Annotated in this window: 18 protein-coding genes; 11 read left to right on the top strand and 7 right to left on the bottom strand. The window is 57.1% G+C overall.

Translation table 11 applies throughout. The features are described from left to right. Positions 1–11: 11 nt before the first annotated feature. Positions 12–1661, bottom strand: a complete 1650-nt coding sequence (gene pstA / locus J2X14_RS16600; protein ID WP_352412287.1) for a phosphate ABC transporter permease PstA — start codon at positions 1659–1661, stop codon at positions 12–14. Further along, positions 1658–3793 carry an ABC transporter permease subunit gene (locus tag J2X14_RS16595; RefSeq protein WP_352412286.1) on the bottom strand — a complete coding sequence of 712 codons (2136 nt, stop codon included), beginning with the start codon at positions 3791–3793 and terminating at the stop codon, positions 1658–1660. Before J2X14_RS16595 ends, pstA begins: the two co-directional genes overlap by 4 nt. A gap of 151 nt (positions 3794–3944) precedes the next feature. On the opposite strand from J2X14_RS16595, the gene ppk1 reads away from it, so the two are divergent. Genes ppk1 through tehB form a run of 3 tightly spaced genes read left to right on the top strand, consistent with a single transcriptional unit; the run spans position 3945 to position 8199 of the window. Continuing rightward, positions 3945–6005, top strand: a complete 2061-nt coding sequence (gene ppk1, locus J2X14_RS16590; RefSeq protein ID WP_352412285.1) for a polyphosphate kinase 1 — start codon at positions 3945–3947, stop codon at positions 6003–6005. A gap of 6 nt (positions 6006–6011) precedes the next feature. Further along, positions 6012–7538, top strand: coding sequence for an exopolyphosphatase (ppx, locus tag J2X14_RS16585; protein WP_352412284.1), 1527 nt, complete (start codon positions 6012–6014; stop codon positions 7536–7538). A gap of 58 nt (positions 7539–7596) precedes the next feature. Beyond that, positions 7597–8199, top strand: a complete 603-nt coding sequence (gene tehB, locus J2X14_RS16580; protein WP_352412283.1) for a tellurite resistance methyltransferase TehB — start codon at positions 7597–7599, stop codon at positions 8197–8199. Here the strand turns inward: tehB and J2X14_RS16575 are convergent, their stop codons facing one another. Next, the gene (locus J2X14_RS16575) at positions 8200–10386 is read right to left on the bottom strand and encodes a sensor domain-containing phosphodiesterase (RefSeq protein WP_352412282.1); all 2187 of its coding nucleotides are present in this window, start codon (positions 10384–10386) and stop codon (positions 8200–8202) included. It lies immediately after the preceding gene. 284 nt (positions 10387–10670) lie between these two features. On the opposite strand from J2X14_RS16575, the gene J2X14_RS16570 reads away from it, so the two are divergent. The 8 genes from J2X14_RS16570 (at position 10671) to J2X14_RS16535 (ending at position 20665) form a co-directional block, all read left to right on the top strand. Next, positions 10671–10859, top strand: coding sequence for a YfgG family protein (locus tag J2X14_RS16570; RefSeq protein WP_352412281.1), 189 nt, complete (start codon positions 10671–10673; stop codon positions 10857–10859). 112 nt (positions 10860–10971) lie between these two features. Continuing rightward, positions 10972–12402, top strand: a complete 1431-nt coding sequence (gene mgtE, locus J2X14_RS16565) for a magnesium transporter (protein WP_352412280.1) — start codon at positions 10972–10974, stop codon at positions 12400–12402. Between the two features lie 285 nt (positions 12403–12687). After that, positions 12688–13917: an imidazolonepropionase gene (gene hutI, locus J2X14_RS16560; RefSeq protein ID WP_352412279.1), complete on the top strand. Its 1230-nt coding sequence runs from the start codon at positions 12688–12690 to the stop codon at positions 13915–13917. Beyond that, positions 13914–14867, top strand: coding sequence for a formimidoylglutamase (gene hutG, locus J2X14_RS16555; protein WP_352412278.1), 954 nt, complete (start codon positions 13914–13916; stop codon positions 14865–14867). The genes hutI and hutG overlap by 4 nt, the downstream gene beginning before the upstream one ends. 69 nt (positions 14868–14936) lie before the next feature. Continuing rightward, complete coding sequence (locus tag J2X14_RS16550) at positions 14937–15674, top strand: histidine utilization repressor (protein WP_352412277.1); 738 nt, start codon at positions 14937–14939, stop codon at positions 15672–15674. A gap of 310 nt (positions 15675–15984) precedes the next feature. Beyond that, positions 15985–17670 (top strand): urocanate hydratase, encoded by a 1686-nt coding sequence (hutU, locus tag J2X14_RS16545; RefSeq protein WP_352412276.1) that lies wholly within the window; start codon positions 15985–15987, stop codon positions 17668–17670. A gap of 1 nt (position 17671) precedes the next feature. Then, on the top strand, positions 17672–19201 hold the full coding sequence (hutH, locus tag J2X14_RS16540) for a histidine ammonia-lyase (protein WP_352412275.1): 1530 nt from the start codon (positions 17672–17674) through the stop codon (positions 19199–19201). A gap of 75 nt (positions 19202–19276) precedes the next feature. Then, positions 19277–20665, top strand: coding sequence for an amino acid permease (locus tag J2X14_RS16535; RefSeq protein ID WP_352412274.1), 1389 nt, complete (start codon positions 19277–19279; stop codon positions 20663–20665). 110 nt (positions 20666–20775) lie between these two features. Here the strand turns inward: J2X14_RS16535 and J2X14_RS16530 are convergent, their stop codons facing one another. The 4 genes from J2X14_RS16530 to guaB all read right to left on the bottom strand — a co-directional run bounded on the left by J2X14_RS16530 (position 20776) and on the right by guaB (position 24891). Next, a complete protein-coding gene (locus tag J2X14_RS16530) occupies positions 20776–21021 on the bottom strand; it encodes a YmjA family protein (protein ID WP_352412273.1) in 246 nt (81 codons plus the stop codon). Between the two features lie 72 nt (positions 21022–21093). Further along, positions 21094–21579: a cold-shock protein gene (locus J2X14_RS16525; protein ID WP_352412272.1), complete on the bottom strand. Its 486-nt coding sequence runs from the start codon at positions 21577–21579 to the stop codon at positions 21094–21096. Positions 21580–21775: 196 nt separating this feature from the next. Further along, positions 21776–23356: a glutamine-hydrolyzing GMP synthase gene (guaA, locus tag J2X14_RS16520; RefSeq protein ID WP_352412271.1), complete on the bottom strand. Its 1581-nt coding sequence runs from the start codon at positions 23354–23356 to the stop codon at positions 21776–21778. 68 nt (positions 23357–23424) lie between these two features. Continuing rightward, positions 23425–24891, bottom strand: a complete 1467-nt coding sequence (gene guaB, locus J2X14_RS16515; RefSeq protein WP_352412270.1) for an IMP dehydrogenase — start codon at positions 24889–24891, stop codon at positions 23425–23427. Positions 24892–24894: the final 3 nt, after the last annotated feature.

The following is a 24894-nucleotide window of genomic DNA, read 5'->3' as shown; positions in this document are numbered from 1 at the left end:
GGTCCTCACCGTTATTGCACCAGCGAGCGATAGCGCTCGCGCAGACGATGGCGTAAACCCATCGCCGTAAGATTCAAGCCAAGAATAATGGTCACCAGCAGCAGCGCCGTGGCGTAAACCATTGGGCGATCGGCCTCGGCGTTGGGGCTTTGAAACGCCAGATCGTAAATCTGGAAGCCGAGATGCATAAATTTACGGTCGAGATGCAGGTAAGGGAAAATGCCATCTACCGGCAGTTCCGGGGCCATTTTCACCACGCCCACCAGCATCAGCGGCGCGGTTTCGCCCGCCGCGCGCGCCACGGCCAGAATTAAACCGGTCAGCATCGCAGGCAATGCCAGCGGCAGCGTAACGTGCCACAGCGTTTCCGCGCGGGTTGCGCCCAGCGCCAGCGAACCGTGACGCAGGCTGGCGGGAATACGCGCCAGCCCCTCTTCGGTGGCGACAATCACCACCGGCAAGGTCAACAGCGCCAGCGTAAGCGACGCCCACAGCAGGCCGGGCGTGCCAAAGGTTGGATTAGGCAGCGAGGTGGCGTAAAAAAGCTGATCGATGGTGCCGCCAATCAGCCAGACGTAAAAGCCCAGGCCAAACACGCCGTACACTATCGACGGCACGCCCGCCAGGTTCACCACCGCAATGCGCACCAGCCGGGTGAGCGTATGCTGACCGGCATATTCATGCAGCCAGACGGCGGCAACCACGCCGAGCGGCATCACCACCACCGACATCAGCAGCACCATCAGCACGGTACCGAAAATGGCCGGGAACGCGCCGCTTTCGCCCGGCGCATCCTCCGAGGAATCGGCGACAAAATGCCACAGATGATGCAGAAAATGGTGCCATTTCTGCGTAAGCGTCATGGCGTTGGGATACCAGGCATCGCGAATTTGCGCCAGCGGAATACGGTGCAGCTGTCCGTTGGCGTCGCGCAGCATCAACGTATTGCGCGCGCTTTCCTGCAGCAGCGAGGCGCGCCGCTCGGCCTGAGCCACAAACTGCCGCTGCAGCTCCACGCGATTCGCCATCAGCATCGATTTTTCCTGTTCGCTGTCGCGGCCGCTGGCCTTCAGCTTTAATGCCTCCGCTTCCAGCCCCTCAAGCTGCGCCGTGATATGCGCCATTTCGCGGCGACGGATGCGCTCAGCCTGCTCCAACAGCTGATGCGTTTGCTGTAAGCGTTCCTGTAAGGCGTGCTGCATGTTCTGCGCCGTCAGCGGCTGCTGATTCTCATACAGACCGGCGAACCAGCCCAGCGCATCGCCGCCCACGCGACGCTGTAATACCAGCACCTCTGGCGGCTGCTCGCGGCGCTGAATATCGCTTTCCAGCAGCGTGCGGAAATCGGAGGCGGCAACGTCGCGGTTGCCGGTTTTGATTAAATAACGCGTGACCTGTTCCGGCAACTGCTGCGCCTGCGGCAACCCCGCATCGATCAGCTGCTGACGCGGCAAAGCCTGGCGACTGACCACTTCGCCCAACAGCTGCGCCTCGCCTGCAGCAGGCTGCGCCAGCGTAAACAGCGTCACCGGCTGCGGCCAGAAATGGCGTAGCCCCTGCCAGCCCAGCAGCGACAGCAGCAGCAGAAACGCCAGCAGGCTGAAGGTTACCGCGCCAGCCGTCAGCCAGCGCCAGCGATCGTTTTGCTTTTGCGCGCTCATCCCTGCCCCTCATGCTGTCCATAACGTCGCCGCAGGTTCTGGCGCACCACTTCCGCCAGCGTGTTCAACACCAGCGTAAACACCAGCAGCACCAACGCGCTGAGAAACAGGATGCGATAATGCGCGCTGCCTGCGGCCGCTTCCGGCATCTCCACGGCAATGTTCGCCGAAAGCGTACGCACGCCGTGAAACAGGCCACCTTCCGTCACCGGCGTATTGCCCGTCGCCATCAATACAATCATGGTTTCTCCTACCGCCCGGCCAAAGCCAATCATCAGCGCGGCAAAAATACCGGAGGCGGCGCTGGGTAAGATCACCCGTGACAGGGTTTGCCACGCCGTCGCGCCCAGCGCCAGCGACCCCTGCCCCAGCGCGGTCGGCACGCTAAAAATGGCATCTTCCGCCAGGGTAAATATCAGCGGCACCAGCGCAAAGCCCATCGCTAACGCAGCAATCAGCAGGTTGCGCTGCTCATAGCCGCCCGGCAGCAGCGAGGCCAACGGCTTGCCCCACAGCGCGATATCGGTCAGCGGCATCAGCCACAGGCAGAGCACGCTGACCAGCAGCAGCAGCGGCAACAGCAGCCAGACTTCGCGCCCCGGCGCATCCACGCACGTCCGCCAGCGCGACGGCAGGCGTTTCAGCAGCGGCCCGCACAGCAACAGCGTCGCCGTCAGGGCGATCGGCAGCAGCAGCACGCCGGAAAGCCGGGCAGCAATCTGCGGTGCCAGCCACAGGCTGGCAAACAGACCGATCACCACGCTGGGCAACGCGCCCATCATCTCCATTGCCGGTTTGATCCAGCGACGTAGCGCGGGCGACATAAACCAGGCGGTATAGATGGCGGCGGCAAGCGCCAGCGGCGTGGCAAACAGCATCGCCAGCGCGGCGGCCTTCAGCGTGCCGGTTACCATCGGCACCAGACTGAATTTCGCCTGATAAGGATCGTCAACCGCCGTGGATTGCCAGACCCAGTCCGGCTGCGGATAGTTTTCATACCAGACCTGTTGCCACAGGTTGCGCAGGCTGATATCGGGCCAGGGATTGTCGATACGCCAGTATTGCCAGCCGTCACCGCGTTCCAGCAATAATCCATCGCCGGACGGAGCAAACTGCGCCCGCTGCACGCCTGCGCCCAGCGCATGATGATAAAACGCCCCCTCGCGCTTGCTGGCAAACATTTGCAGTTCGCCTGCGGCGCTCAGCGTGGCAAATACCCGACGCTGCGGTTCGGTAATCAGCAACGGCTCGGCGCGCGCGCCGTTAAAATCACGAATGCGTTTTAGATGCACGCCCTGCTCGCTGGCAATATCAAACCACTGGCTGATACCGCTGTCGTCAGCCAGCAGCAGTGAACGTCCGCCGCTCAGCAACGCCATCTGGCGTGGCGGATGCGCCAGCGGCAACGTATCGCGCAGCGTCACCTGCTGCCCCTGTATCTGCCAGACCCGCAAACTGTGCTCGCTGCTGGCGAACAGCAATTTACCGTTGGGCGCCAGCAGCAGCTGCTTCACCGGCCCGCTGGCCAGGGTATCGCTTTGCATCGTCTCACCGGCTGCAAGATGCAACAGCCGAATATGTTGCCCGTCGCTGAGCGCCGCCAGCCATTTTTGCGCGCCGCTGGCCGCCAGCGCCGCCAGGGTAAAGCCCTGACTGCCGCTGTCGAACGCGCCATCGCCCAGCGGAAACTTCCAGCGCGGCGCCTCATCCGCTGCGCTAAAGTCAGGTTGGACCAGTCGGAAATTGCCATTAGGCTGTAACAACAGTAGGCTGCTGTTATCGGCGGTCGCCGCGGCGATGACCGGTCCACGCGCCAGTTGCAAAGGTGGCTCAGGCGCAATGCCGTTTAAGGGAAAAAAACGGCCCTCGCCCTGGCTATCGATTCGCCAGCCCCAGCCCTGATTAACGCCCAGCGCAACGGCTGGCTGAGCGGAAAGCGCAGGCTGCAGCGACCCCGCCTGCATAGAAGGCGTAGCAAACAAGGGCATCACCACCCACAGCAGCCAGACAAACAGCAGCATCATGACCAGCAGCACGCTGACGCCACAGGCAGCGATCGCACGCGCGGTCAGGCGGTCAACATAACGCCGGGTGCGGTTGCTGTAGTTGACGGGAATATGATTATCGATCATCGTGCTTGCAGATTCCTCTTATTGAAGTCGCTATGGTGCCCGTAGCTCACTGATATGACAACTATTGCGGTGAGACATTGCTGCCATACTCTCGCCATAATGAAGTTGGAAAATGGATACCCTCGTCTCAAATCAGCATAACGGAGCCACAATGGGTCAGGAAAAGCTTTATATAGAAAAAGAATTGAGCTGGTTATCCTTTAATGAACGCGTACTACAGGAAGCCGCAGATAAAACCAATCCGCTGATCGAGCGCATGCGCTTTCTGGGCATTTATTCGAATAACCTGGAAGAGTTTTACAAAGTGCGCTTCGCCGATCTGAAGCGGCGCATTTTGATTGGTGAAGAGCAGGGTTCGCCCAACACGCCGCGTCATCTGTTAAAAAAGATCCAGCAGCGCGTGCTGCGCGCCGACCAGGAGTTTGACGGTTTATATAACGATCTGCTGCTGGAGATGGCGCGTAACCAGATCTTTTTGATCAACGAGCGGCAGCTGTCGCCTAATCAGCAAAGCTGGCTGCGTCACTACTTCAAGCATGAGCTGCGGCAGCACGTCACGCCGATTCTGATTAATCATGATACCGATCTGATTGAATTTCTTAAGGATGATTACACCTATCTGGCGGTGGAGATTATTCGCGGCGAGGATATTCGTTACGCCCTGCTGGAAATTCCGTCCGATAAAGTGCCGCGCTTTGTGAATCTGCCCGCTGAATCACCGCGTCGCCGCAAGCCGATGATTCTGCTGGATAACATTCTGCGCTACTGTCTGGACGATATTTTTAAAGGCTTTTTCGACTACGACGCGCTTAATGCCTATTCGATGAAAATGACGCGTGACGCCGAGTACGATTTGGTTACCGAAATGGAATCGAGCCTGCTGGAGCTGATGTCTTCCAGCCTCAAGCAGCGTCTGACGGCAGAGCCGGTGCGCTTTGTTTATCAACGCGATATGCCCGATGCGATGGTTGAGCTGCTGCGTAACAAGCTGAATATCTCCAATTACGACTCCATCGTGCCTGGCGGACGTTACCATAACTTTAAAGATTTCATCAGCTTCCCTAACGTTGGCAAAACCAATCTGGTGAATAAGCCGATGCCGCAGCTGCGCCATATCTGGTTCGACGGCTTCCGCAACGGCTTTGACGCCATTCGTAACCACGACGTGCTGCTCTATTATCCTTACCACACCTTTGAACATGTGCTGGAGCTGCTGCGTCAGGCGTCGTTCGATCCCAGCGTACTGGCGATTAAAATCAATATTTATCGCGTGGCGAAAAACTCACGCATTATTGATGCGATGATCCATGCCGCCTATAACGGCAAAAAAGTCACGGTGGTGGTGGAGCTGCAGGCGCGTTTTGATGAAGAGGCCAATATTCACTGGGCCAAGCGTCTGACCGAAGCGGGCGTGCATGTGATCTTCTCCGCGCCGGGCCTGAAAATCCACGCCAAACTGTTTCTGATTTCGCGCCGTGAAGGCGGCGAAATTGTGCGCTATGCCCATATCGGCACCGGTAATTTCAACGAAAAAACCGCGCGTATTTATACCGACTACTCCCTGCTCACCGCCGATGCGCGTATTACCAATGAAGTACGTCGGGTGTTTAACTTTATTGAAAACCCTTATCGTCCGGTCAGCTTCGATTATCTGATGGTGTCGCCGCAGAACTCGCGCCGTATGCTGTATCAGCTGATTGATGAGGAGATCGCCAACGCGCAGCAGGGCATTCCGGCTGGGATTACGCTGAAAGTGAATAACCTCGTCGATAAAGGCCTGGTGGATCGTTTGTATACCGCCTCCAGCGTGGGCGTCAAAGTTAACCTGCTGGTGCGTGGCATGTGCTCCCTGATCCCGAATCTTGAGGGCATCAGCGATAATATTCGCGTTACCAGCATCGTTGACCGCTATCTTGAGCACGATCGCGTCTATATTTTTGATAACGGCGGCGATAAAAAAGTGTTTCTTTCTTCCGCCGACTGGATGACGCGTAATATCGATTACCGTATCGAAGTCGCGGTGTCGATCCTTGATCCTGTTCTGAAACAGCGCGTGCTGGATATTATTGCCATCCTGTTAAGTGATACTGTGAAAGCCCGCATCATTGATAAAGAACTGAGTAACCGTTATGTACCGCGCGGGAACCGCCGCAAGGTTCGGTCGCAGCAGGCCATTTACGATTACATCAAATCTCTGGAACAACCTGAATAACTCACTATGCCGATATCCCATAAGAATACGCCTCGACCACAAGAGTTTGCCGCGATTGACCTCGGTTCCAATAGCTTTCACATGGTCATTGCCCGCGTCGTGGATGGCGCGATGCAGGTGCTGGGTCGCCTGAAACAGCGGGTGCATTTGGCGGACGGGCTGGGCGCGGATAACGTGCTGAGCGAAGACGCTATCCAGCGCGGCCTGAGCTGCCTGGCGCTGTTTGCCGAGCGTCTACAGGGCTTTAACGCCTCGAACGTTACCATTGTCGGTACCCATACGCTGCGCCAGGCCAGCAATGCCGAAGATTTTCTGCAACGCGCGGCGGAAGTCATCCCCTACCCGATCGAAGTGATCTCCGGTCATGAAGAAGCGCGCCTGATTTTTATGGGCGTGGAACACACGCAGCCGGAAAGAGGCCGCAAGCTGGTGATTGATATCGGTGGCGGATCTACCGAGCTGGTGATTGGCGAAGATTTTGAACCCAAGCTGGTGGAAAGCCGCCGTATGGGCTGCGTCAGCTTTGCCAATCTCTATTTTCCCGGCGGCGTGATCAGCCAGGAGAATTTCCGCCGCGCGCGTTTGGCGGCGGCGCAAAAACTGGAAACGCTGGCCTGGCAATATCGGCTGCTCGGCTGGCAATACGCGCTGGGCGCTTCCGGCACCATTAAAGCCGCCTGCGAAGTGCTGCAGGCGATGGGCGAAAAAGAGCGCCAGGTGACGCCGGAACGGCTGGAAATGCTGTGTGAAGAAGTGCTGAAGCATAAATCCTTTGCCGCGCTGAGCCTGCCGGGCCTGTCGGAAGAGCGCAAAGCGGTATTTGTGCCGGGCCTGGCGATTCTGTGCGGCGTATTTGATGCGCTGGCGATCCGCGAGCTACGCCTCTCAGACGGCGCGCTGCGCGAAGGCGTGCTGTATGAAATGGAAGGCCGCTTCCGTCATCAGGATATTCGCAGCCGCACCGCGCAAAGCCTGGCGAATCATTACAATATCGATAGCGATCAGGCGCGGCGCGTGCTGGAAACCACCGATGAGCTTTGGCAACAGTGGCGCGATCAAAATCCCCGGCTGGCAAATCCGCAGCTCGCGGCGCTGCTGCAATGGGCAGCGCTGCTGCACGAGGTGGGCTTAACCATTAACCACAGCGGGATGCAGCGCCACTCTGCCTATATTCTGCAAAACACCAACTTGCCTGGTTTTAATCAGGATCAACAGCTGCTGCTGGCGACACTGGTACGCTTCCACCGGAAAGCGATCAAGAGCGACGAACTGCCGCGTTTTACGCTGTTTAAAAAGAAGCAGATTTTGCCGCTGGTGTTTTTGTTGCGTCTTGGCACGCTGCTGAATAATCAGCGTCAGGCGACCAATCGTCCGGAGCGGCTGGCGTTAACCACCGACGAAGGCCACTGGACGCTGCGCTTCCCGGCCGGATATTTCAGCCAGAACACCCTGGTTCAGCTCGATTTAGAGCGTGAACAGGCGTACTGGGAGGATGTTTCCGGCTGGAAACTCACCATCGAAGAAGAGGCGTAACGCACGCCGGCGAATTCGGGCGGCGCTTCCTCCGCCCGCATCAACCAGATATAAAAAAATGACCATACGTCCGGATAACTATTTTGCTGAGAAATATCAGCTGAGCGCCACGCACTCTGAAGTGGTGGCGGCACTCCCCTTATTGACGCCAGGCAAGGCGCTGGATGTGGGCTGCGGCAGCGGCCGCAACAGCCTGTGGCTGAATATGAAAGGGTTTGAGGTTACCGCCTGGGATAAAAATCCCCAAAGCATTGAGCGGCTGAATCAGATCATTGCCGCTGAAGCCCTGAGCGGAATCGAAACCCAGGTGACCGATCTCAATAGCGTGCGCTTTAACGGCGCATATGATTTTGTGCTCTCTACCGTGGTGATGATGTTTTTAGAGCCGGAAACCATTCCACAGCTGATTGCCGATATGCAGGCCAGCACGGTGAAAAACGGCTATAACCTGATTGTCGCGGCGATGGATACGGAAGATTATCCCTGCCCGATCCCCTTCCCTTTTACCTTTAAATCGGGCGAGCTGAGCCACTACTATCGCCAGTGGCAGATCGTTAAATATAACGAGCATGTCGGCCAGCTGCACAGAACCGATGAAAACGGCAACCGCATCAGCCTGCGTTTCGCTACGCTGCTGGCGAAGAAGGCCCCGGCGGAATAATCACCGCTCTGCCAGTGAGGTTAACGGCTGCGGTTCGCTGATGGCGAAGCCCTGTAAATAATCGATGCCCAGCCCGCGCAGCGCAGCCGCTACCGCATCTGACTCAACGCATCCCGCGACTATCTGCATCCGCTTTAACCGTGCGACGCGGCAGATGGATTCGATGATCTGATAGTCCAGCGGGCTGTGCAGCATATTTTGAATAAAGCTACCGTCAATTTTCAGCATATCGGCCTGTAGCGTTTTGAGCTGCAGATAGCTGGCGTAGCCGGTGCCAAAGTTATCGATGGCGATGCGGCACCCCAGCCGTCGCAGGCGATTGATCGTGCGGTAGCCCGCCGAGAAATTCATGTTGCCTGCGGCCTCGCTGATTTCCAGAATCAACTGCCACGGCTCTACCTGATACTGCTTTAGCAGCTGTTCGAGATCGCTGACAAAATAGGGACGGTACAGGCTGGCGGCATGAATATTGATGGCAAAGCGCATCGCGGGCAAACGCACGCGGCAGCGGTCGATAAAGCTCAGCGCATGCTGCAACACCCAGCGATCCATCTCCCAGGTCAGGCCGAACTCCTGCACAATCGGTAAAAAATGCGCTGGCGTCAGCTGCTCTCCCTGCGCATCCACCAGCCTGAGCAGCAACTCATGGTAATCATCACCGCGCAGGCCCTCAATGCGCTGCGCCAGCATCACAAAGCGTTCGTTATCCAGCGCCTGCTGCACCTCATCCAGCTGCGCCAGTTTCTCTTTCGCCTGCCGCTGCGCGTGCATGTTGTCCTGCTGCAAACTTTCCGGCTGATGACTGTGCAGCGAAACCTCGGCCATCTCGCTAAGCTGTCCCAGCAGCCGTGGCAGATTATTCACCGGCGGCACCACGTGGCAATAGCTGATGCCGATATCGGGCTGCAACGGCAAGCCCTGCCAGCGCAAGCTGTAGCGATCGCTGTGAGCGCTGATCTGTTCAATGCGTTTTTCATGGGTCGCTTTATCCAGACGCAGCGCCAGCGCAAAGCCAGGCAGATGATAAATTTCCTCTTTGGGCTGTAGCAGCGGCTGTAAATGCGCCGCCAGCCGACGCTTATATTCGATGCGCAGATCCAGCCCCCAGGTGCGACTAAGGCGATCGAGATCGGGAATACGTAAAAAACAGAGCGTGGAGGATGCCTGCTGCGCCAGCATGGCCTGTAACGCGCGCAGATTCGGGAGATCCACCACCGGATCGACCAGCGCCGCCTCACGTGATTTCTTAATTAACCGGCGCTGGCGTACGCCGTTGATGCCGATAAAGTAGAGAATCAACGACCATATCAGCAGACTGGTGGTATTCACCGCCAGATGCAGCGACAGCTCGGGCTGGGTACGAAACTGATAGAGCAGAATCAGCACCAGCGACCACGCCAGTGCGGAAAGCAAATAACCAAAGCGGGCCGCCGCCCAGAGCATGGTTGGCAGCAACAGCAATAAGGCAAAATCGCTGATTGCCTGATTTTGCTCCCTGCTGTGCAGAACCATCAGCACGATCACCAGCATCGTCAGCCAGACCAGCCAGATGCGTATTTCTACCTGGCTGACGTTTTCCGCAATCTGCTGACGTAGTAGGTTAACCTGGCGGGAAAAATAGCGTCCATGGCGAAAGCAGCGGATTGCGACATAGTAAAGCGGCAGAATTGCTATGCAGGAGATTAAAATAGCCTGATAGTTAATCAGGGTACGCAGCGTCAGCGGGTTGCGGTTAAAAATAGAGAGAGAAGCAGGAACGATTTTTAACGTCACCATGGTTTGCAGCAAAAACACCAACAGCGTCGGCAGCAGCAAACCAATCCATAACAGGCGCATTACGCCAAGCCCTTGCGTACCCGGCGTCGCCCCCCACTGCCGCCCCGCCCAGATGCGGTAGCCCAGCCAGCAGCTACTGATGCCGCAGATAAACAGCGTGCAGCAGATCAGCGCCTGCCCCGGCGAAAAAATCGTTAAGTAGTGCCAAAAAATCGCCAGCGTGATGCCGGGCAGCGCTGCCCAGTCAAACACCATTAACAATGCCACTGTTAATGTCACCGGTAAAAACAGCAGATAAACCGGCCCGTCAGGCAGCGGCAGCTTAACCGATAACATGCCGGAAAGCGGCATCAGCACCAGCGCCAGCCATAAAGGAACGCCCCACCAGCGGCGGCGGAATTGCCTGAACAAGGAGATGTGATATCCGGTAAACAAAAACGGCCTCTTTGAAAATGATCGCGCGCAGCACCGGCTGCATTAAGCAAAACGCACTCATACTAAGTTCCATCGGGCTTTCGGACTTGATATGTGTCAAACATCCTGATTAAAACCGCAGCGATATGACGATTGTTGCTGCGGCAAAGGAATGACCCTGGACAGCTTTCCGCTATTTGGCAGCAGCACGACATTGACCTGACGGTAACCCTGTGCCTAAATTGTTTTACCGCCTTCGGGCCTGCTAAAGGAATCTCTGCGTGAACAGCATCACCTCATTGCGAAAACGCCATAAAACTGGCCGAATGACCCGCATTGTGTTGTTAATCAGCTTCATACTATTGTTTGGTCGTTTGCTGTTTGTATTGCCCAGCGCCTTTCAACACCATCAGGATAAAAAGGTAAACGCTGAGCTACCCATGATCATCCAGCCTGCCAGTAAAGAGTAATGACGCGAGCGTTAAGTTGCCTTAACCCTTAATTGAGACAACTTACCCTCTCTCCATGCCTGCAGAACGCTGGGCTCGCTTTGCCTATGCTTCCAGACACAAGGGACTTTTTATGTCTGTATCCCACGCTCCATCCCACGCACAGCAGCTCGCCGATATTCGCAGCCGTATTCTGACCCTTCTGCTTAATGAACCAGAACTGGTAACCAGCCTGCTACAGGCGCACTCGCTGCTCTCAGCAGAAATATCTGCGCAGGTTGAGAGCCTGCGTCAGGATCTTAGCCTGCTACACGCCGCCGATATCGCCGATATTCTTGAGGCGCTGCCGGAAGAGGAGCGTCAGGCGCTGTGGCGGCTGGTAGACAACGCCCGCCGCGGTCAGGTGCTGGTCGAAGCGTCGGAAACGGTCTGGGAAAGCCTGACCGAAGCGATGAGCGATAAAGATATTTTGCAGGCCATTGCGCCGCTGGATATTGACGATCAGGCTTATCTGGCGAAATACCTGCCGCGCGATCTCACCGGACGGCTGCTGACCTCGCTGGATCCAACGCTGCGCGCCCGCGTGCTGAATGTGGTGCATTTCGACCGCGATCGCGTTGGCCGCATCATGGACTTTAATTTTATTACCGTGCGCGCCGACGTCGATCTGGCCACGGTGCAACGCTTTTTACGGCGCAGACGCGTTATCCCGGAAGGCACCGATAAGCTGTTTATCACCGATAAAAACAATGTGTTGCTGGGCGAGCTGCCGCTTACCGCTATTTTGCTGCATCAGCCCAATACGCCGGTTTTTTCCGTGATGAACGATCAACCGACAACGTTTCGCCTGGACGATCAGGCGGAAGATGCCGCCGGTGCGTTTGAACGTTATAACCTGATTTCAGCAGCAGTGATTGATGCTCAGGGCAAGCTGATTGGCCGCGTCACCATTGAAGACGTCATCGACCTCGTTAACGAGGAGAACGAAAGCAATATTCGTAAAATGGGCGGCCTGAGTCAGGAAGAGGAGGTTTTCGCGCCGGTAAAAAAGGCGGTGCGTACGCGCTGGACCTGGCTGGCTGTTAACCTCTGTACGGCGTTTATCGCCTCGCGGGTGATTGGCCTGTTCGAGGAGACGATTTCGCAGCTGGTGGCGCTGGCGACGCTGATGCCGATTGTGGCGGGTATCGGCGGCAATACCGGCAACCAGACCATTACCATGATTGTGCGCGCGCTGGCGCTGCATCAGGTAGAGCCGGGCAACTTTAGCTTTCTGTTTATGCGCGAGCTGGGCGTGGCGCTGATCAACGGCCTGTTTTGGGGCAGCATCATGGGCGGCATTACCTGGCTGATGTATGACAACCTGGCGCTGGGCGGCGTGATGATGCTGGCGATGATCCTGAACCTGCTGCTGGCGGCGGTGGTCGGCGTACTGATTCCGCTGGTGATGACCAAACTGAAACGCGATCCCGCGATTGGTTCCAGCGTGATGATTACCGCGCTGACCGATACCGGCGGCTTCTTTATTTTCCTCGGTCTGGCGACACTCTTCCTGCTGCACTGATGCCAGCGGCGTGATCGGATGCTTACCAGCCTGCGCTTAGCGCAGGCCTTTTTTTTCCGGCCTCCTGCGTGGCCTCTTTCGTTTCTTCTGTTTCCCTCACTTCTGTTGCTTCCTGCGCTTCCGCTGCTTCCTGCACTTCTGTTGCTTCCTGCACTTCTGTTGCATCTTCTTGCTGATTGGCCGTTAACCGTCACAAATAGCCAATATTCTCGCAGGGTTTAATTGACAATTTGTCCATGGTGAAAATAAATGTATAGACAACTCATGACAACTGGAAGGTAAACCGTGAACCTCGCCGCTGACGATGTGGTCTGGCGTAATGCCCGACTGGCAACGCTCGATCCTGAACGCTCAACGCCCTATGGCCTGCTGGACAATCACGATCTGGTGATCCGTAAGGACCAGATTCTGGCTATCTTACCTGCGGGTAGCGCTGCGGGCGGCATCGTTCACGATCTCAAAGGACGGCTGGTGACGCCGGGTTTAATCGACTGCCATACCCATTTAGTGTTTGGCGGCAACCGCGCCGCAGAATGGGAGCAGCGCATGAACGGCGTCTCCTACCAGGAAATCAGCGCGCAGGGCGGCGGCATTAACGCCACGGTTGCTGCGACGCGTCAGGCTAGCGAGCAGGAGCTGCTGCAACGGGCGACAACGCGCTTACAGCGCATGCTAAATGAGGGCGTGACCACGCTGGAAATAAAATCTGGCTACGGGCTGACGCTGGAGGATGAAGCGAAAATGCTGCGGGTGGCACGTGAGCTGGCGGCGCGGCATCCGGTAGAGATCAGCCCGACATTGCTTGCCGCCCATGCCGCCCCGGCGGAATATCGTCACAACAAAGAGGCTTACATTGATCTTATCTGTGAAACGCTGTTGCCGCAGCTGTGGCAGGAAGGCCTGTTCGAGGCGGTGGATGTGTTTTGTGAAAGCGTCGGCTTTTCGCCGCAGCAGTGCGAACGCGTGTTTGCCACTGCGCAGCGCTACGCCATTCCGGTTAAAGGCCATGTTGAGCAGCTCTCTTTATTAAACGGCGCGCAACTGGTGAGCCGCTATCAGGGGCTGTCGGCGGATCATCTGGAGTATCTGGATGAACAAGGCGTCCAGGCGATGCGCGCCAGCGGCACGGTGGCGGTGCTGCTGCCAGGTGCGTACTATTTTTTGCGTGAAACCCAGCGCCCGCCGGTGGAGATACTGCGCCGCTATCAGGTGCCGATCGCCGTCGCCACCGATTACAATCCCGGCACCAGCCCCTTTACCAGCCTGCATATGGCGATGAATATGGCCTGCGTCGAGTTCGGGCTGACGCCGGAAGAGGCCTGGGCAGGCGTCACGCGTCATGCGGCACAGGCGCTGGGCCGTGAACGCACCCACGGTCAGCTAAAGGCGGGCTTTATCGCCGACCTTGCGATTTGGCAGGCGGAGCAGCCGGTAGAGATGATTTACGAGCCAGGCCGCAATCCGCTTTATGCGCGTATATTTCGCGGTGATATCACGCACGGGAGCGTCTTATGAAACAGTGGCGCCCCACGTCACCCGAGATCTGGCAAGGTCGCGATGATAGCGCCGAGGCAGATAACGCCCTGCGTCTGTTCCAGACCATCAGCCGCAGCAGCTACTTTTGTCCGGCGCAGCAACCCGGCGATATCGCGCTGTTAGGATTCGCCTGCGATGAAGGCGTGCGGCGTAACCGCGGACAAACCGGCGCGGCAGAGGCTCCCGTGGTGTTGCGGCGCGCGCTGGCCAATATGGCCAGCCAACCGCAACATCCACGCCTGAACGATCTCGGCGATATTTTTGTTGAGCACCAAGACCTTGAGCAGGCGCAGCAGGCGCTGAGCGAGGCGGTGATCGCTTGCCAGCGCGCCGGAAAGCGCACGCTGGTGCTGGGTGGCGGCCATGAAACCGCCTGGGGCCACGGTCTGGGTGTGCTTGACGCTTTCCCACAGGATAAAGTAGGCGTGATTAATCTGGATGCGCATCTTGATTTACGCTCTGCGCCGCAGGCCACCTCAGGCACGCCGTTTCGTCAGCTGGCGCGCTATTGCGCCGCGCAACAGCGTGACTTCCATTACGCCTGCTGCGGTTTAAGCATGGCGGCAAATACTCAGGCGCTGCTGGATGAAGCAGCGCGCTGCAATGTTCTGATCATAGAGGATTTGCACTGCCTGAGCTCGCCCGCGCAGGCCATTGCGCAGCTTGAGCAATTTATGGCGCAGCTGGACCGCATCTACCTGACCATCGATGTAGACGTGCTGCCCGCATGGGAGATGCCCGCGGTTTCCGCGCCCGCCGCGCTCGGCGTTCCCTGTGCGATTTTGCTGCAACTGCTGGCGCCGATTTGCCGCAGCGGAAAACTTCAGGCGGTGGATCTGGTGGAGTTTAATCCCTCGCGCGATCGGGATGGATATGCGGCCAGCGTGGCGGCGCGAATCGCCTGGCAGGTGGTGCGCTGGTGGGGATAAATTACTGAATCCGGGATGGAATTGGGTATACTTACCTCACACAGCCAGGCAGCCGTAAGGAATATCCGCATGTTTTTATCTCGCTCCCGCGCCAACGCCGCCAGCGCGCCTGTGCCCTTTTACGTGAAGGTGAAACAGGCGATCAGTAAAAAAATCAGCGCGGGCGACTGGCGTCCTCACGATCGTATTCCTTCCGAGGCGGAACTGGTGGCGCAGTTTGGCTTCAGCCGGATGACCATTAACCGCGCGCTGCGCGAGCTGACCGATGAAGGCCTGCTGGTGCGCCTGCAGGGCGTGGGCACCTTTGTCGCCGAGCCTAAAGGCCAGTCGGCGCTGTTTGAGATTCGTAGCATCGCTGATGAGATCGCCGCACGCCATCATCAGCATCGTTGTCAGGTATTGAAGCTGGAACAGATTGCCGCAGATTTTACGCTGGCCGCCGCGCTGGGCGTGGAAGAAGGCACGCCGATTTTTCATTCGGTGATGGTGCACTTTGAAAACGACGTGCCGGTACAAATTGAAGATCGCTGCGTGAATGCGGCGGTTGCGCCCGATTACCTGCAACAGGATTTTACCGCCACCACCCCTCACGCCTATCTCTCGCTGGTCGCGCCGCTTACCGAAGGCGAGCATATTGTCGAGGCGGTAAAATGCACCCCGGAAGAGCAAGCGCTGCTGCAAATGGATGACCATGAACCTTGCCTGTTGATTCACCGCCGCACCTGGTCAACGCAGCATATTGTTTCCCACGCTCGCCTGCTCTTTCCTGGTTCGCGCTATCGTTTACAGGGTCATTTTATGTCTTAACGCCGGTCAACGTTACCGGCGAAATTTGTGTAAAAGCGCTGTGAAATCCGTGATGGCTAACGCAAATTCCTCTAAAATTCATTTCCTCGATTACCCTTTGATAATTAAAAGAAAAAATTAAAAAACCTTGTCTGCCGCCTTCCGTCCGTTTATTTATCTTATTGATTTATAATGGTTTAAAATGTGTATTATTTGTTAAATATCAACTTGCGCGTATTTGTCTATACAAGTATATGTGTTTGCAATCCTTATCTGTTTCGCCCCGTCGAACAGCTAATTTATTGAATGCAACCATCAGGAGTTAACCGCGATGTCGCAAAGCAAATACCGCGAGCAGGAGATCCGCGCCCCGCGTGGCACCACGCTGAATGCCAAAAGCTGGCTCACCGAAGCGCCGCTGCGTATGTTGATGAATAACCTCGATCCGGACGTGGCGGAGAATCCGTACGAGCTGGTGGTATACGGCGGTATTGGCCGAGCGGCGCGTAACTGGGAGTGCTTTGACGCCATCGTCGCCACGCTTAAAAAGCTGGAAAACGATGAGACGCTGCTGATTCAGTCCGGCAAGCCGGTTGGGGTGTTTAAAACCCATGAAAACGCGCCGCGCGTGCTGATCGCCAACTCAAACCTGGTGCCGCACTGGGCCAGCTGGGAGCATTTCAATGAGCTGGATGCCAAAGGGCTGGCGATGTATGGCCAGATGACGGCGGGAAGCTGGATCTATATCGGCAGCCAGGGCATCGTGCAGGGCACCTACGAGACCTTTGTCGAAGCGGGCCGTCAGCATTACCACGGCAATCTGCAGGGGCGCTGGATCCTGACTGCCGGACTGGGCGGAATGGGCGGCGCGCAGCCGATGGCGGCGACGCTGGCGGGGGCCTGCTCGCTGAATATTGAATGCCAGCAAAGCCGTATCGATTTCCGTCTGCGTACGCGCTATGTCGATGAGCAGGCCGATTCGCTGGATGATGCGCTCAATCGCATACAGAAATATACCGCGGAAGGTCGGGCGGTGTCGGTGGCGCTGTGCGCTAACGCAGCGGAGATCCTGCCGGAGCTGGTCAAGCGCGGCGTGCGTCCCGATATGGTCACCGATCAAACCAGCGCGCACGATCCGCTGCACGGTTATCTGCCGCAGGGCTGGCGCTGGGAAGAATATCAGCAACGGGCGCAAAGCGAGCCGCAGGCGGTTATCGAGGCGGCTAAACGCTCTATGGCCGACCACGTGCGTGCGATGCTGGCATTTAAAGCGCTGGGCATTCCGGTTTTCGATTACGGCAACAATATTCGTCAAATGGCTAAAGAGATGGGCGTAGCCAACGCCTTCGATTTCCCTGGTTTTGTGCCTGCCTATATCCGCCCGCTGTTCTGCCGTGGTATCGGCCCGTTCCGCTGGGCCGCCCTTTCCGGCGATCCGCAGGACATTTATAAAACCGACGCCAAAGTCAAAGAACTGATTAACGATGATAAGCATCTGCACCACTGGCTGGATATGGCACGCGAGCGCATCAGCTTTCAGGGTTTGCCTGCGCGCATTTGCTGGGTAGGCCTGGAATGGCGGCAGAAGCTGGGTCTGGCATTTAACGAAATGGTGCGCAGCGGCGAGGTTTCCGCGCCCATCGTTATTGGCCGCGACCATCTTGATTCAGGTTCGGTCGCCAGCCCTAACCGCGAAACCGAAGCCATGCGTGATGGTTCTGATGCGGTGTCTGACTGGCCGCTGTTGAATGCGCTGCTGAATACCGCCAGCGGCGCGACCTGGGTTTCCCTGCATCATGGCGGCGGCGTGGGCATGGGCTTTTCTCAGCATGCTGGCATGGTGATTGTGTGCGACGGCAGCGACGAGGCGGCCGCCCGTATCGCCCGCGTGCTGCATAACGATCCGGCCACCGGCGTAATGCGCCATGCCGATGCCGGTTACGACATCGCTATTGATTGCGCGGTAGAACAACAGCTTAACCTGCCGATGATCGCGGCGACTCAGGAGAAACGTTGATATGAACCTCACCCTTAACCCCGGCACGCTGACGCTTGCCCAACTGCGTGAGATCTACAGCCATCCGGTTTTTATTACGTTGGATGAGCGCGCGATACCGGCGATCGACAACAGCGTACGCAGCGTTAATACGATTCTTGCAGAAGGCCGTACCGCCTACGGTATTAATACCGGTTTTGGTCTGTTGGCGCAGACGCGTATCCCGGCGGAGGATCTGGAAAATCTTCAGCGTTCGCTGGTGCTTTCTCATGCGGCGGGCATTGGCGCGCCGCTGGACGATAGCCTGGTTCGCCTGATGATGGTATTGAAAATCAACAGCCTGGCACGCGGCTTTTCCGGCATTCGCATCAGCGTGATTCAGGCACTGATCGCGCTGGTGAATGCACAGGTTTATCCCTTGATTCCCGCGAAAGGATCGGTAGGGGCATCGGGCGATCTTGCGCCGCTGGCGCATATGTCGTTAACGTTACTGGGTGAAGGCCAGGCGCGTTACCAGGGCGAGTGGCTGCCTTCGGCGGAAGCGCTGAAAAAAGCCGGGCTGGAGCCGCTTACGCTGGCGGCTAAAGAGGGGCTGGCGCTGCTTAACGGCACCCAGACGTCTACCGCCTTTGCGCTGCGCGGCCTGTTTGAAGCAGAAGATCTGTTCGCCTCGGCGGTGGTCTGCGGCGCGCTCACCACCGAAGCAGTGCTGGGCTCGCGCCGTCCGTTCGATGCGCGTATCCATGAGGCACGCGGCCAGCGTGGGCAAATCGATACCGCCACGCTGTTCCGTGCGCTGTTAACCGATAGCAGCGAGATCGCTCAGTCACATCAACATTGCAGCAAAGTTCAGGATCCTTATTCGCTGCGTTGCCAGCCCCAGGTGATGGGCGCCTGCCTGACCCAGCTGCGCCAGGCCGCAGAAGTGTTATTGATTGAGGCAAACGCGGTTTCTGATAACCCGCTGGTGTTTGCTGAGGAAAACGAAGTGATATCGGGCGGCAACTTCCACGCCGAGCCGGTGGCAATGGCGGCAGACAATATCGCGCTGGCGATTGCGGAGATTGGCGCGCTTTCCGAACGACGCGTCGCGCTGATGATGGATAAACATATGTCGCAGCTCCCGCCCTTCCTGGTAAAAAACGGCGGCGTTAACTCCGGCTTTATGATCGCGCAGGTTACCGCTGCCGCGCTGGCCAGTGAGAACAAAGCGCTGGCGCACCCGCACAGCGTCGATAGCTTGCCGACCTCCGCCAATCAGGAAGATCACGTTTCGATGGCACCCGCTGCCGGTCGGCGTCTGTGGGAGATGGCCGCTAACACGCGCGGTGTGGTTGCCGTAGAGTGGCTTGCGGCCTGTCAGGGCATCGACTTGCGTGAGGGGTTAAAAACCAGCCCGACGCTGGAGAAGGCCCGCCATCTGCTGCGCGAACAGGTCACCCACTATACGCAGGATCGTTTCTTTGCGCCGGATATCGAGCGCGCCGCTGAGCTATTAAGCGCGCGTCATCTGACGGCACTGCTGCCTGCCATCCTGCCCAGCTATCTGTAATCGTTGTCCCCCTGCTCTGCCGGGAAAATGTTCCCGGCAGCTATGCGCATATTCCACTCTTTTCAGGGCTTTGATATGCAACAACCTACGTCACATCTGCTGCGCGGCCTTAGCGCGCGCCACATCCGCTTTATCGCGCTGGGTTCGGCGATTGGCACCGGGCTGTTTTATGGTTCCGCCGCCGCCATTCAAATGGCCGGGCCCGCCGTGTTATTGGCTTATCTGGCGGGCGGCGCGGCGGTATTCATCGTTATGCGCGCGCTGGGTGAAATGGCGGTGCGCCATCCGATCTCCGGCTCCTTCAGCAGCTATGCCCGCCACTATTTAGGCCCGCTGGCGGGTTTTATTACCGGCTGGACCTATACCTTTGAGATGATCATTGTCTGCCTGGCGGATGTCACCGCGTTCGGCGTTTATATGGGGCTTTGGTATCCCGACGTGCCGCGCTGGATCTGGGTATTAAGCATCATCTGCTTTATTGGCGCGCTGAACCTCTGTCACGTGCGGGTATTTGGCGAGATGGAGTTTTGGCTGTCGCTGATTAAAGTTACAGCGATTTTCGCCATGATTGTCGCCGGGGCCGGTATTATTCTGTTTGGTTTTGGCGACAGCTTCCCGGCTACCGGCGTGGCAAACCTCTGGTCGCACGGCGGCTTCGCGCCCGATGGTCTGGGCGGCGTGATCGCCTCGCTTGGCATCGTGATGTTTGCCTTTGGCGGCATCGAAATTATCGGCATTACCGCTGCGGAAGCGCGCGATCCGCAGAAGGTGATTCCTCAGGCGATTAATACTATTCCGCTGCGTATTATTCTGTTTTACGTCTGTACCCTGCTGATCCTGATGGCGATCTTCCCGTGGAACGGCATCGGTCAACAGGGGAGCCCGTTCGTATTGATTTTTGATGGGCTGGGGCTGCCCGCCGCCGCCAGCGTGCTGAATATCATTGTGATTAGCGCAACGATTTCAGCGATTAACAGCGATATTTTCGGGGCCGGACGCATGATGTACGGCATGGCGAAGGAAGGCATGGCGCCAAAAAGTTTCCTGCGTATCGCCAGTAACGGCGTGCCCTGGATGACGGTGGTGGTGCTGATGGTGGCGTTGCTGGCGGCGGTAGTACTTAACTATTTGATCCCTGAGCAGGTGTTTGTGTTGATCGCGTCGCTGGCGGCTTTTGCCACCATCTGGGTCTGGCTGATGATCCTGTTATCCCATTTCGCGATGCGCCGCAGTTTATCTGCGCAGCAGCGTCAGGAGATACGCTTTCCCGTTCCGTTCTGGCCGGTCGCACCGGTGATAACGCTGCTGTTTATGCTGTTGGTGATTGGCGTGCTGGGCGCGGTGGCGGAAACCCGGCTGGCGCTGATCGCCGGTCTGGTATGGCTGGCGATGCTGACGGTATTCTACTTTTGGCGGATTAAAAAGCAGCTGAAGCCGATGGCGCTGGAGCAGCCGGAAGGCTGAAGGTTAAAGGCTGAATTTTTGGTAAAAGGCATAACGACATTTTTAGCCGTTATGCCAGTCTTCCCGGCTCTGCTCTACAGGCTGCTTACGCGCTGACATAAAATCAGGCGCTACTCATTGCCCCATTGATTCAGGAACTCCGCTATTTCATCGATGCGCCCGGCATCAATCCCGGCTTCAGCGGCCATCTCCTGCTGCGCGCTCTCACTGATCTCTTCGTTGTTCATCAGGCGGGTCAGCAGCAGCTGGAAGTAGCGCGCCAGCGCGTCCGGCTCTGACTCGCCCAGCGGCTTTGCGGTTTCCGTCGCGTACTCATCCACGATGTCATAATATTTCAGCGGTATGTCGTTGTTCATAGGTGATCCCCAGGGGTTAAGGTCTATGTCAGTTGCTGCTTGCACCGTTTGTCGGCACAACGTCACACCAACTTATTTTAGCTTAAGCAGTTTTACCGTCTCTTCGATGTCGATTTCATCTTCGGTGAAGATTAATGTCGTTCCCTGAAAGGTGGTAATCGCCAGCTTCTTCAGCGAGCGCATGTCACCAGGCTTCACATTGGTTTTCGGCCTGATATTGTTCATCAGCCCCCCAACCGACAGCACCGTGTTTTCTTTATCGATGCGGGTATCGGCAGGCACTTCCTCGCTATACACCAGATAAGATTTGATCGCCGTCAGCTTAAGGCGCTCGCCCGCAATATAGATGTATTTACTCTCGGGGATGACTTTTACCGCATAGGCTGACAGGCCCTTGTTATTGGTTGTGGGTTCAAAAGTCACCGCCGCATCTTTCTTGATCAGCTCAGGATTGGCGACCTTAATCACATGAAAATAACGGTTGTCACCGTTCTCATCTTTGATAAACCCAAAACCTTTATCTTCAAACCACGTTGTGATCGTTCCTTTCATCGCCATTACCGCCTGATTAACCGTTTATCTACTCAATTTTTGCAGCGCGCAGTGTAAAACACAATCTCTGCGTAGACTACGCCTTTGGTGTCAGTCTGGCTGAAGAAGGCATCAGAAAATATCAGGCACAAAAAAGCCCGCAGTTACGCGGGCTTAGAGATTTTTTACTGCTTATACGTGCAGGCTGTTGCCAGACGTTAAATCATTCCCACTCAATCGTGGCGGGCGGCTTACCGGAAATATCGTAAACCACGCGGGAAATGCCGTTCACTTCATTGATGATACGGTTAGAGACGCGGCCGAGGAACTCATATGGCAGATGCGCCCAGTGCGCGGTCATAAAGTCGATGGTTTCTACCGCACGCAGTGAAACCACCCAGTCATATTTACGCCCGTCGCCCATCACGCCCACCGAGCGTACCGGCAGGAAGACGGTAAAGGCCTGGCTCACCTTGTTATAGAGATCGGCTTTACGCAGCTCTTCAATAAAGATAGCGTCAGCGCGACGCAGCAGATCGCAATACTCTTTCTTCACTTCGCCCAATACGCGCACGCCAAGGCCCGGCCCTGGGAACGGATGGCGGTAAAGCATATCGTAAGGCAGGCCCAGCTCCAGGCCAATCTTACGCACTTCATCCTTGAACAGCTCTTTCAGCGGCTCTACCAGGCCCAGCTTCATCTCTTTCGGCAAACCGCCCACGTTGTGGTGCGATTTAATCACGTGCGCCTTGCCGGTTGCGGAGGCGGCGGATTCGATCACGTCCGGATAGATGGTGCCCTGCGCCAGCCATTTCACCTCGGTGAGATGGGTCGCCTGCTCATCAAACACTTCAACAAACACACGGCCGATGGTTTTACGTTTGGCTTCCGGCTCATCAATGCCCGCCAGCGCATCCAGGAAGCGCGCCTCCGCCGGTACGTGGATAATATTCAGGCCGAAATGATCGCCGAACATATCCATTACCTGCTCGGCTTCGTTGAGACGCAGCAGACCGTTATCAACGAATACGCAAGTCAGACGATCGCCGATGGCGCGATGCAGCAGCATCGCCGTCACGGAGGAATCGACGCCGCCGGAAAGGCCAAGGATCACCTTATCGTCGCCCACCTGATCGCGCAGACGATCAACGATATCCTCAATGATTTTTGCTGGCGTCCACAGCGCTTCGCACTGGCAGATGTCGCGCACAAAACGCTCCAGCATACGCAGACCCTGACGGGTATGGGTCACTTCCGGGTGGAACTGTACGCCATAAAAGCGTTTTTCTTCGTTGGCCATAATGGCAAACGGACAGGTCTCGGTGCTGGCGACGGTAACAAAGTCAGACGGAATCGCAGTGACTTTATCACCGTGGCTCATCCAGACATCCAGCAGCGGCAGGCCAGCAGCGCTGACAGAATCTTCAATACCGCGCACCAGCGCGCTGTCGGTTCTGACTTCTACCTGCGCATAGCCGAACTCGCGTTCGTGGGAGCCTTCAACCGACCCGCCCAGCTGCATCGCCATGGTCTGCATGCCATAGCAAACGCCCAGAACCGGGACGCCAGCGTTAAAGACATACTCCGGCGCGCGCGGGCTATCCAGTTCGGTGGTGCTTTCCGGGCCGCCGGAAAGAATGATGCCGCTCGGCTTAAATCCGCGGATCTGTTCTTCGGTAACATCCCACGCCCAAAGCTCACAGTAAACGCCCAGCTCACGCACGCGACGCGCAACCAGCTGGGTATACTGCGAACCAAAATCGAGGATTAAAATACGGTGCTTATGAATATTTTCCGTCGTCATTAAGGCAATTCCAGGGCGATAGACTTAACAAAAGCGCCCGGCTAAGGCCGGGCGAGAAAGGTTCGGGATTAAGATCCCATGCGGTAGTTCGGCGACTCTTTCGTGATGGTCACGTCATGAACGTGGCTTTCCGAAATGCCAGCGCCGCTGATGCGAACAAATTCTGCTTTGGTGCGCAGCTCGTCGATGGTGGCGCAACCGGTCAGCCCCATACAAGAGCGCAGGCCGCCCATCTGCTGATGAACGATCTCTTTCAGGCGGCCTTTATAAGCCACGCGGCCTTCGATCCCTTCCGGCACCAGTTTATCTGCCGCGTTATCGCTCTGGAAATAACGATCGGAAGAGCCTTTGGACATCGCGCCCAGCGAACCCATACCGCGATAGGATTTAAACGCACGACCCTGATAGAGTTCGATTTCGCCCGGTGATTCTTCCGTTCCGGCCAGCATCGAGCCCACCATCACGCAGGCGGCGCCCGCAGCAATCGCTTTAGCGATATCGCCGGAGAAACGAATGCCGCCATCGGCAATCACCGGCACGCCGGTGCCTTCCAGCGCTTCTACCGCGTCAGAAACTGCGGTGATCTGCGGCACGCCAACGCCGGTCACGATACGCGTGGTACAGATAGAGCCAGGACCAATACCCACTTTCACCGCGCTTACGCCCGCCTCGGCCAGCGCACGTGCGCCTGCGCCGGTGGCCACGTTGCCGCCAATGATTTGCAGATCGGGATATTTAGCGCGGGTTTCGCGAATGCGCTGCAGCACGCCTTCGGAATGGCCATGAGAAGAGTCAATCAGCAGCACGTCAACGCCTGCGGCAACCAGCGCATCCACGCGCGCTTCGTTACCGGCACCCGCGCCTACCGCCGCGCCAACGCGCAGGCGGCCATGCTCATCTTTACAGGCCAGCGGTTTACGCTCTGCCTTCTGGAAATCTTTTACGGTGATCATGCCCAGCAGGCAGAAGCTGTCATCCACTACCAGCGCTTTTTCTACGCGCTTCTCGTGCATTTTCTGCAGCACGACTTCACGCGCCTCACCCTCTTTCACCGTCACCAGGCGCTCTTTCGGCGTCATTACCGCCGTGACCGGCAGGTTCAGATCGGTAACGAAACGCACGTCGCGACCGGTGATAATGCCCACCAGGCGGTTATCATCACTCACCACCGGATAACCGGCAAAACCGTTACGCTCGGTGAGTTCTTTTACTTCGCGCAGCGTAGTGGTCGGCAGAACGGTTTGTGGATCGGTCACCACGCCGCTTTCATGTTTCTTCACCTTGCGCACTTCTTCCGCCTGGCGCTCAATGGACATATTTTTGTGGATAAAGCCCAGCCCGCCTTCCTGCGCCAGTGCGATAGCCAGACCCGCTTCGGTCACGGTATCCATAGCAGCAGAGAGCATTGGAATGTTCAGACGAATTTTTTTGGTCAGTTGGGTACTGAGGTCAGCCGTGTTAGGCAGGACAGTAGAGTGAGCAGGAACGAGCAAAACGTCGTCAAAAGTGAGTGCTTCTTTAGCGATTCGTAGCATGGC

Origin of the sequence: Mixta sp. BE291 (assembly GCF_031457955.1) — a bacterium.
Taxonomy (GTDB): Bacteria; Pseudomonadota; Gammaproteobacteria; order Enterobacterales; family Enterobacteriaceae; genus Mixta.
This window is presented reverse-complemented; position numbering and strand designations above follow the sequence as displayed.

What these genes read in the sequence shown, in the direction of transcription:
- pstA (WP_352412287.1), bottom strand. Translation starts at nt 1,661, where the DNA reads ATGAGCGCGCAAAAGCAAAACGATCGCTGGCGCTGGCTGACGGCTGGC.
- J2X14_RS16595 (WP_352412286.1), bottom strand. Translation starts at nt 3,793, where the DNA reads ATGATCGATAATCATATTCCCGTCAACTACAGCAACCGCACCCGGCGT.
- ppk1 (WP_352412285.1), top strand. Translation starts at nt 3,945, where the DNA reads ATGGGTCAGGAAAAGCTTTATATAGAAAAAGAATTGAGCTGGTTATCC.
- ppx (WP_352412284.1), top strand. Translation starts at nt 6,012, where the DNA reads ATGCCGATATCCCATAAGAATACGCCTCGACCACAAGAGTTTGCCGCG.
- tehB (WP_352412283.1), top strand. Translation starts at nt 7,597, where the DNA reads ATGACCATACGTCCGGATAACTATTTTGCTGAGAAATATCAGCTGAGC.
- mgtE (WP_352412280.1), top strand. Translation starts at nt 10,972, where the DNA reads ATGTCTGTATCCCACGCTCCATCCCACGCACAGCAGCTCGCCGATATT.
- hutG (WP_352412278.1), top strand. Translation starts at nt 13,914, where the DNA reads ATGAAACAGTGGCGCCCCACGTCACCCGAGATCTGGCAAGGTCGCGAT.
- J2X14_RS16550 (WP_352412277.1), top strand. Translation starts at nt 14,937, where the DNA reads ATGTTTTTATCTCGCTCCCGCGCCAACGCCGCCAGCGCGCCTGTGCCC.
- hutU (WP_352412276.1), top strand. Translation starts at nt 15,985, where the DNA reads ATGTCGCAAAGCAAATACCGCGAGCAGGAGATCCGCGCCCCGCGTGGC.
- hutH (WP_352412275.1), top strand. Translation starts at nt 17,672, where the DNA reads ATGAACCTCACCCTTAACCCCGGCACGCTGACGCTTGCCCAACTGCGT.
- J2X14_RS16535 (WP_352412274.1), top strand. Translation starts at nt 19,277, where the DNA reads ATGCAACAACCTACGTCACATCTGCTGCGCGGCCTTAGCGCGCGCCAC.
- J2X14_RS16530 (WP_352412273.1), bottom strand. Translation starts at nt 21,021, where the DNA reads ATGAACAACGACATACCGCTGAAATATTATGACATCGTGGATGAGTAC.
- J2X14_RS16525 (WP_352412272.1), bottom strand. Translation starts at nt 21,579, where the DNA reads ATGGCGATGAAAGGAACGATCACAACGTGGTTTGAAGATAAAGGTTTT.
- guaA (WP_352412271.1), bottom strand. Translation starts at nt 23,356, where the DNA reads ATGACGACGGAAAATATTCATAAGCACCGTATTTTAATCCTCGATTTT.
- guaB (WP_352412270.1), bottom strand. Translation starts at nt 24,891, where the DNA reads ATGCTACGAATCGCTAAAGAAGCACTCACTTTTGACGACGTTTTGCTC.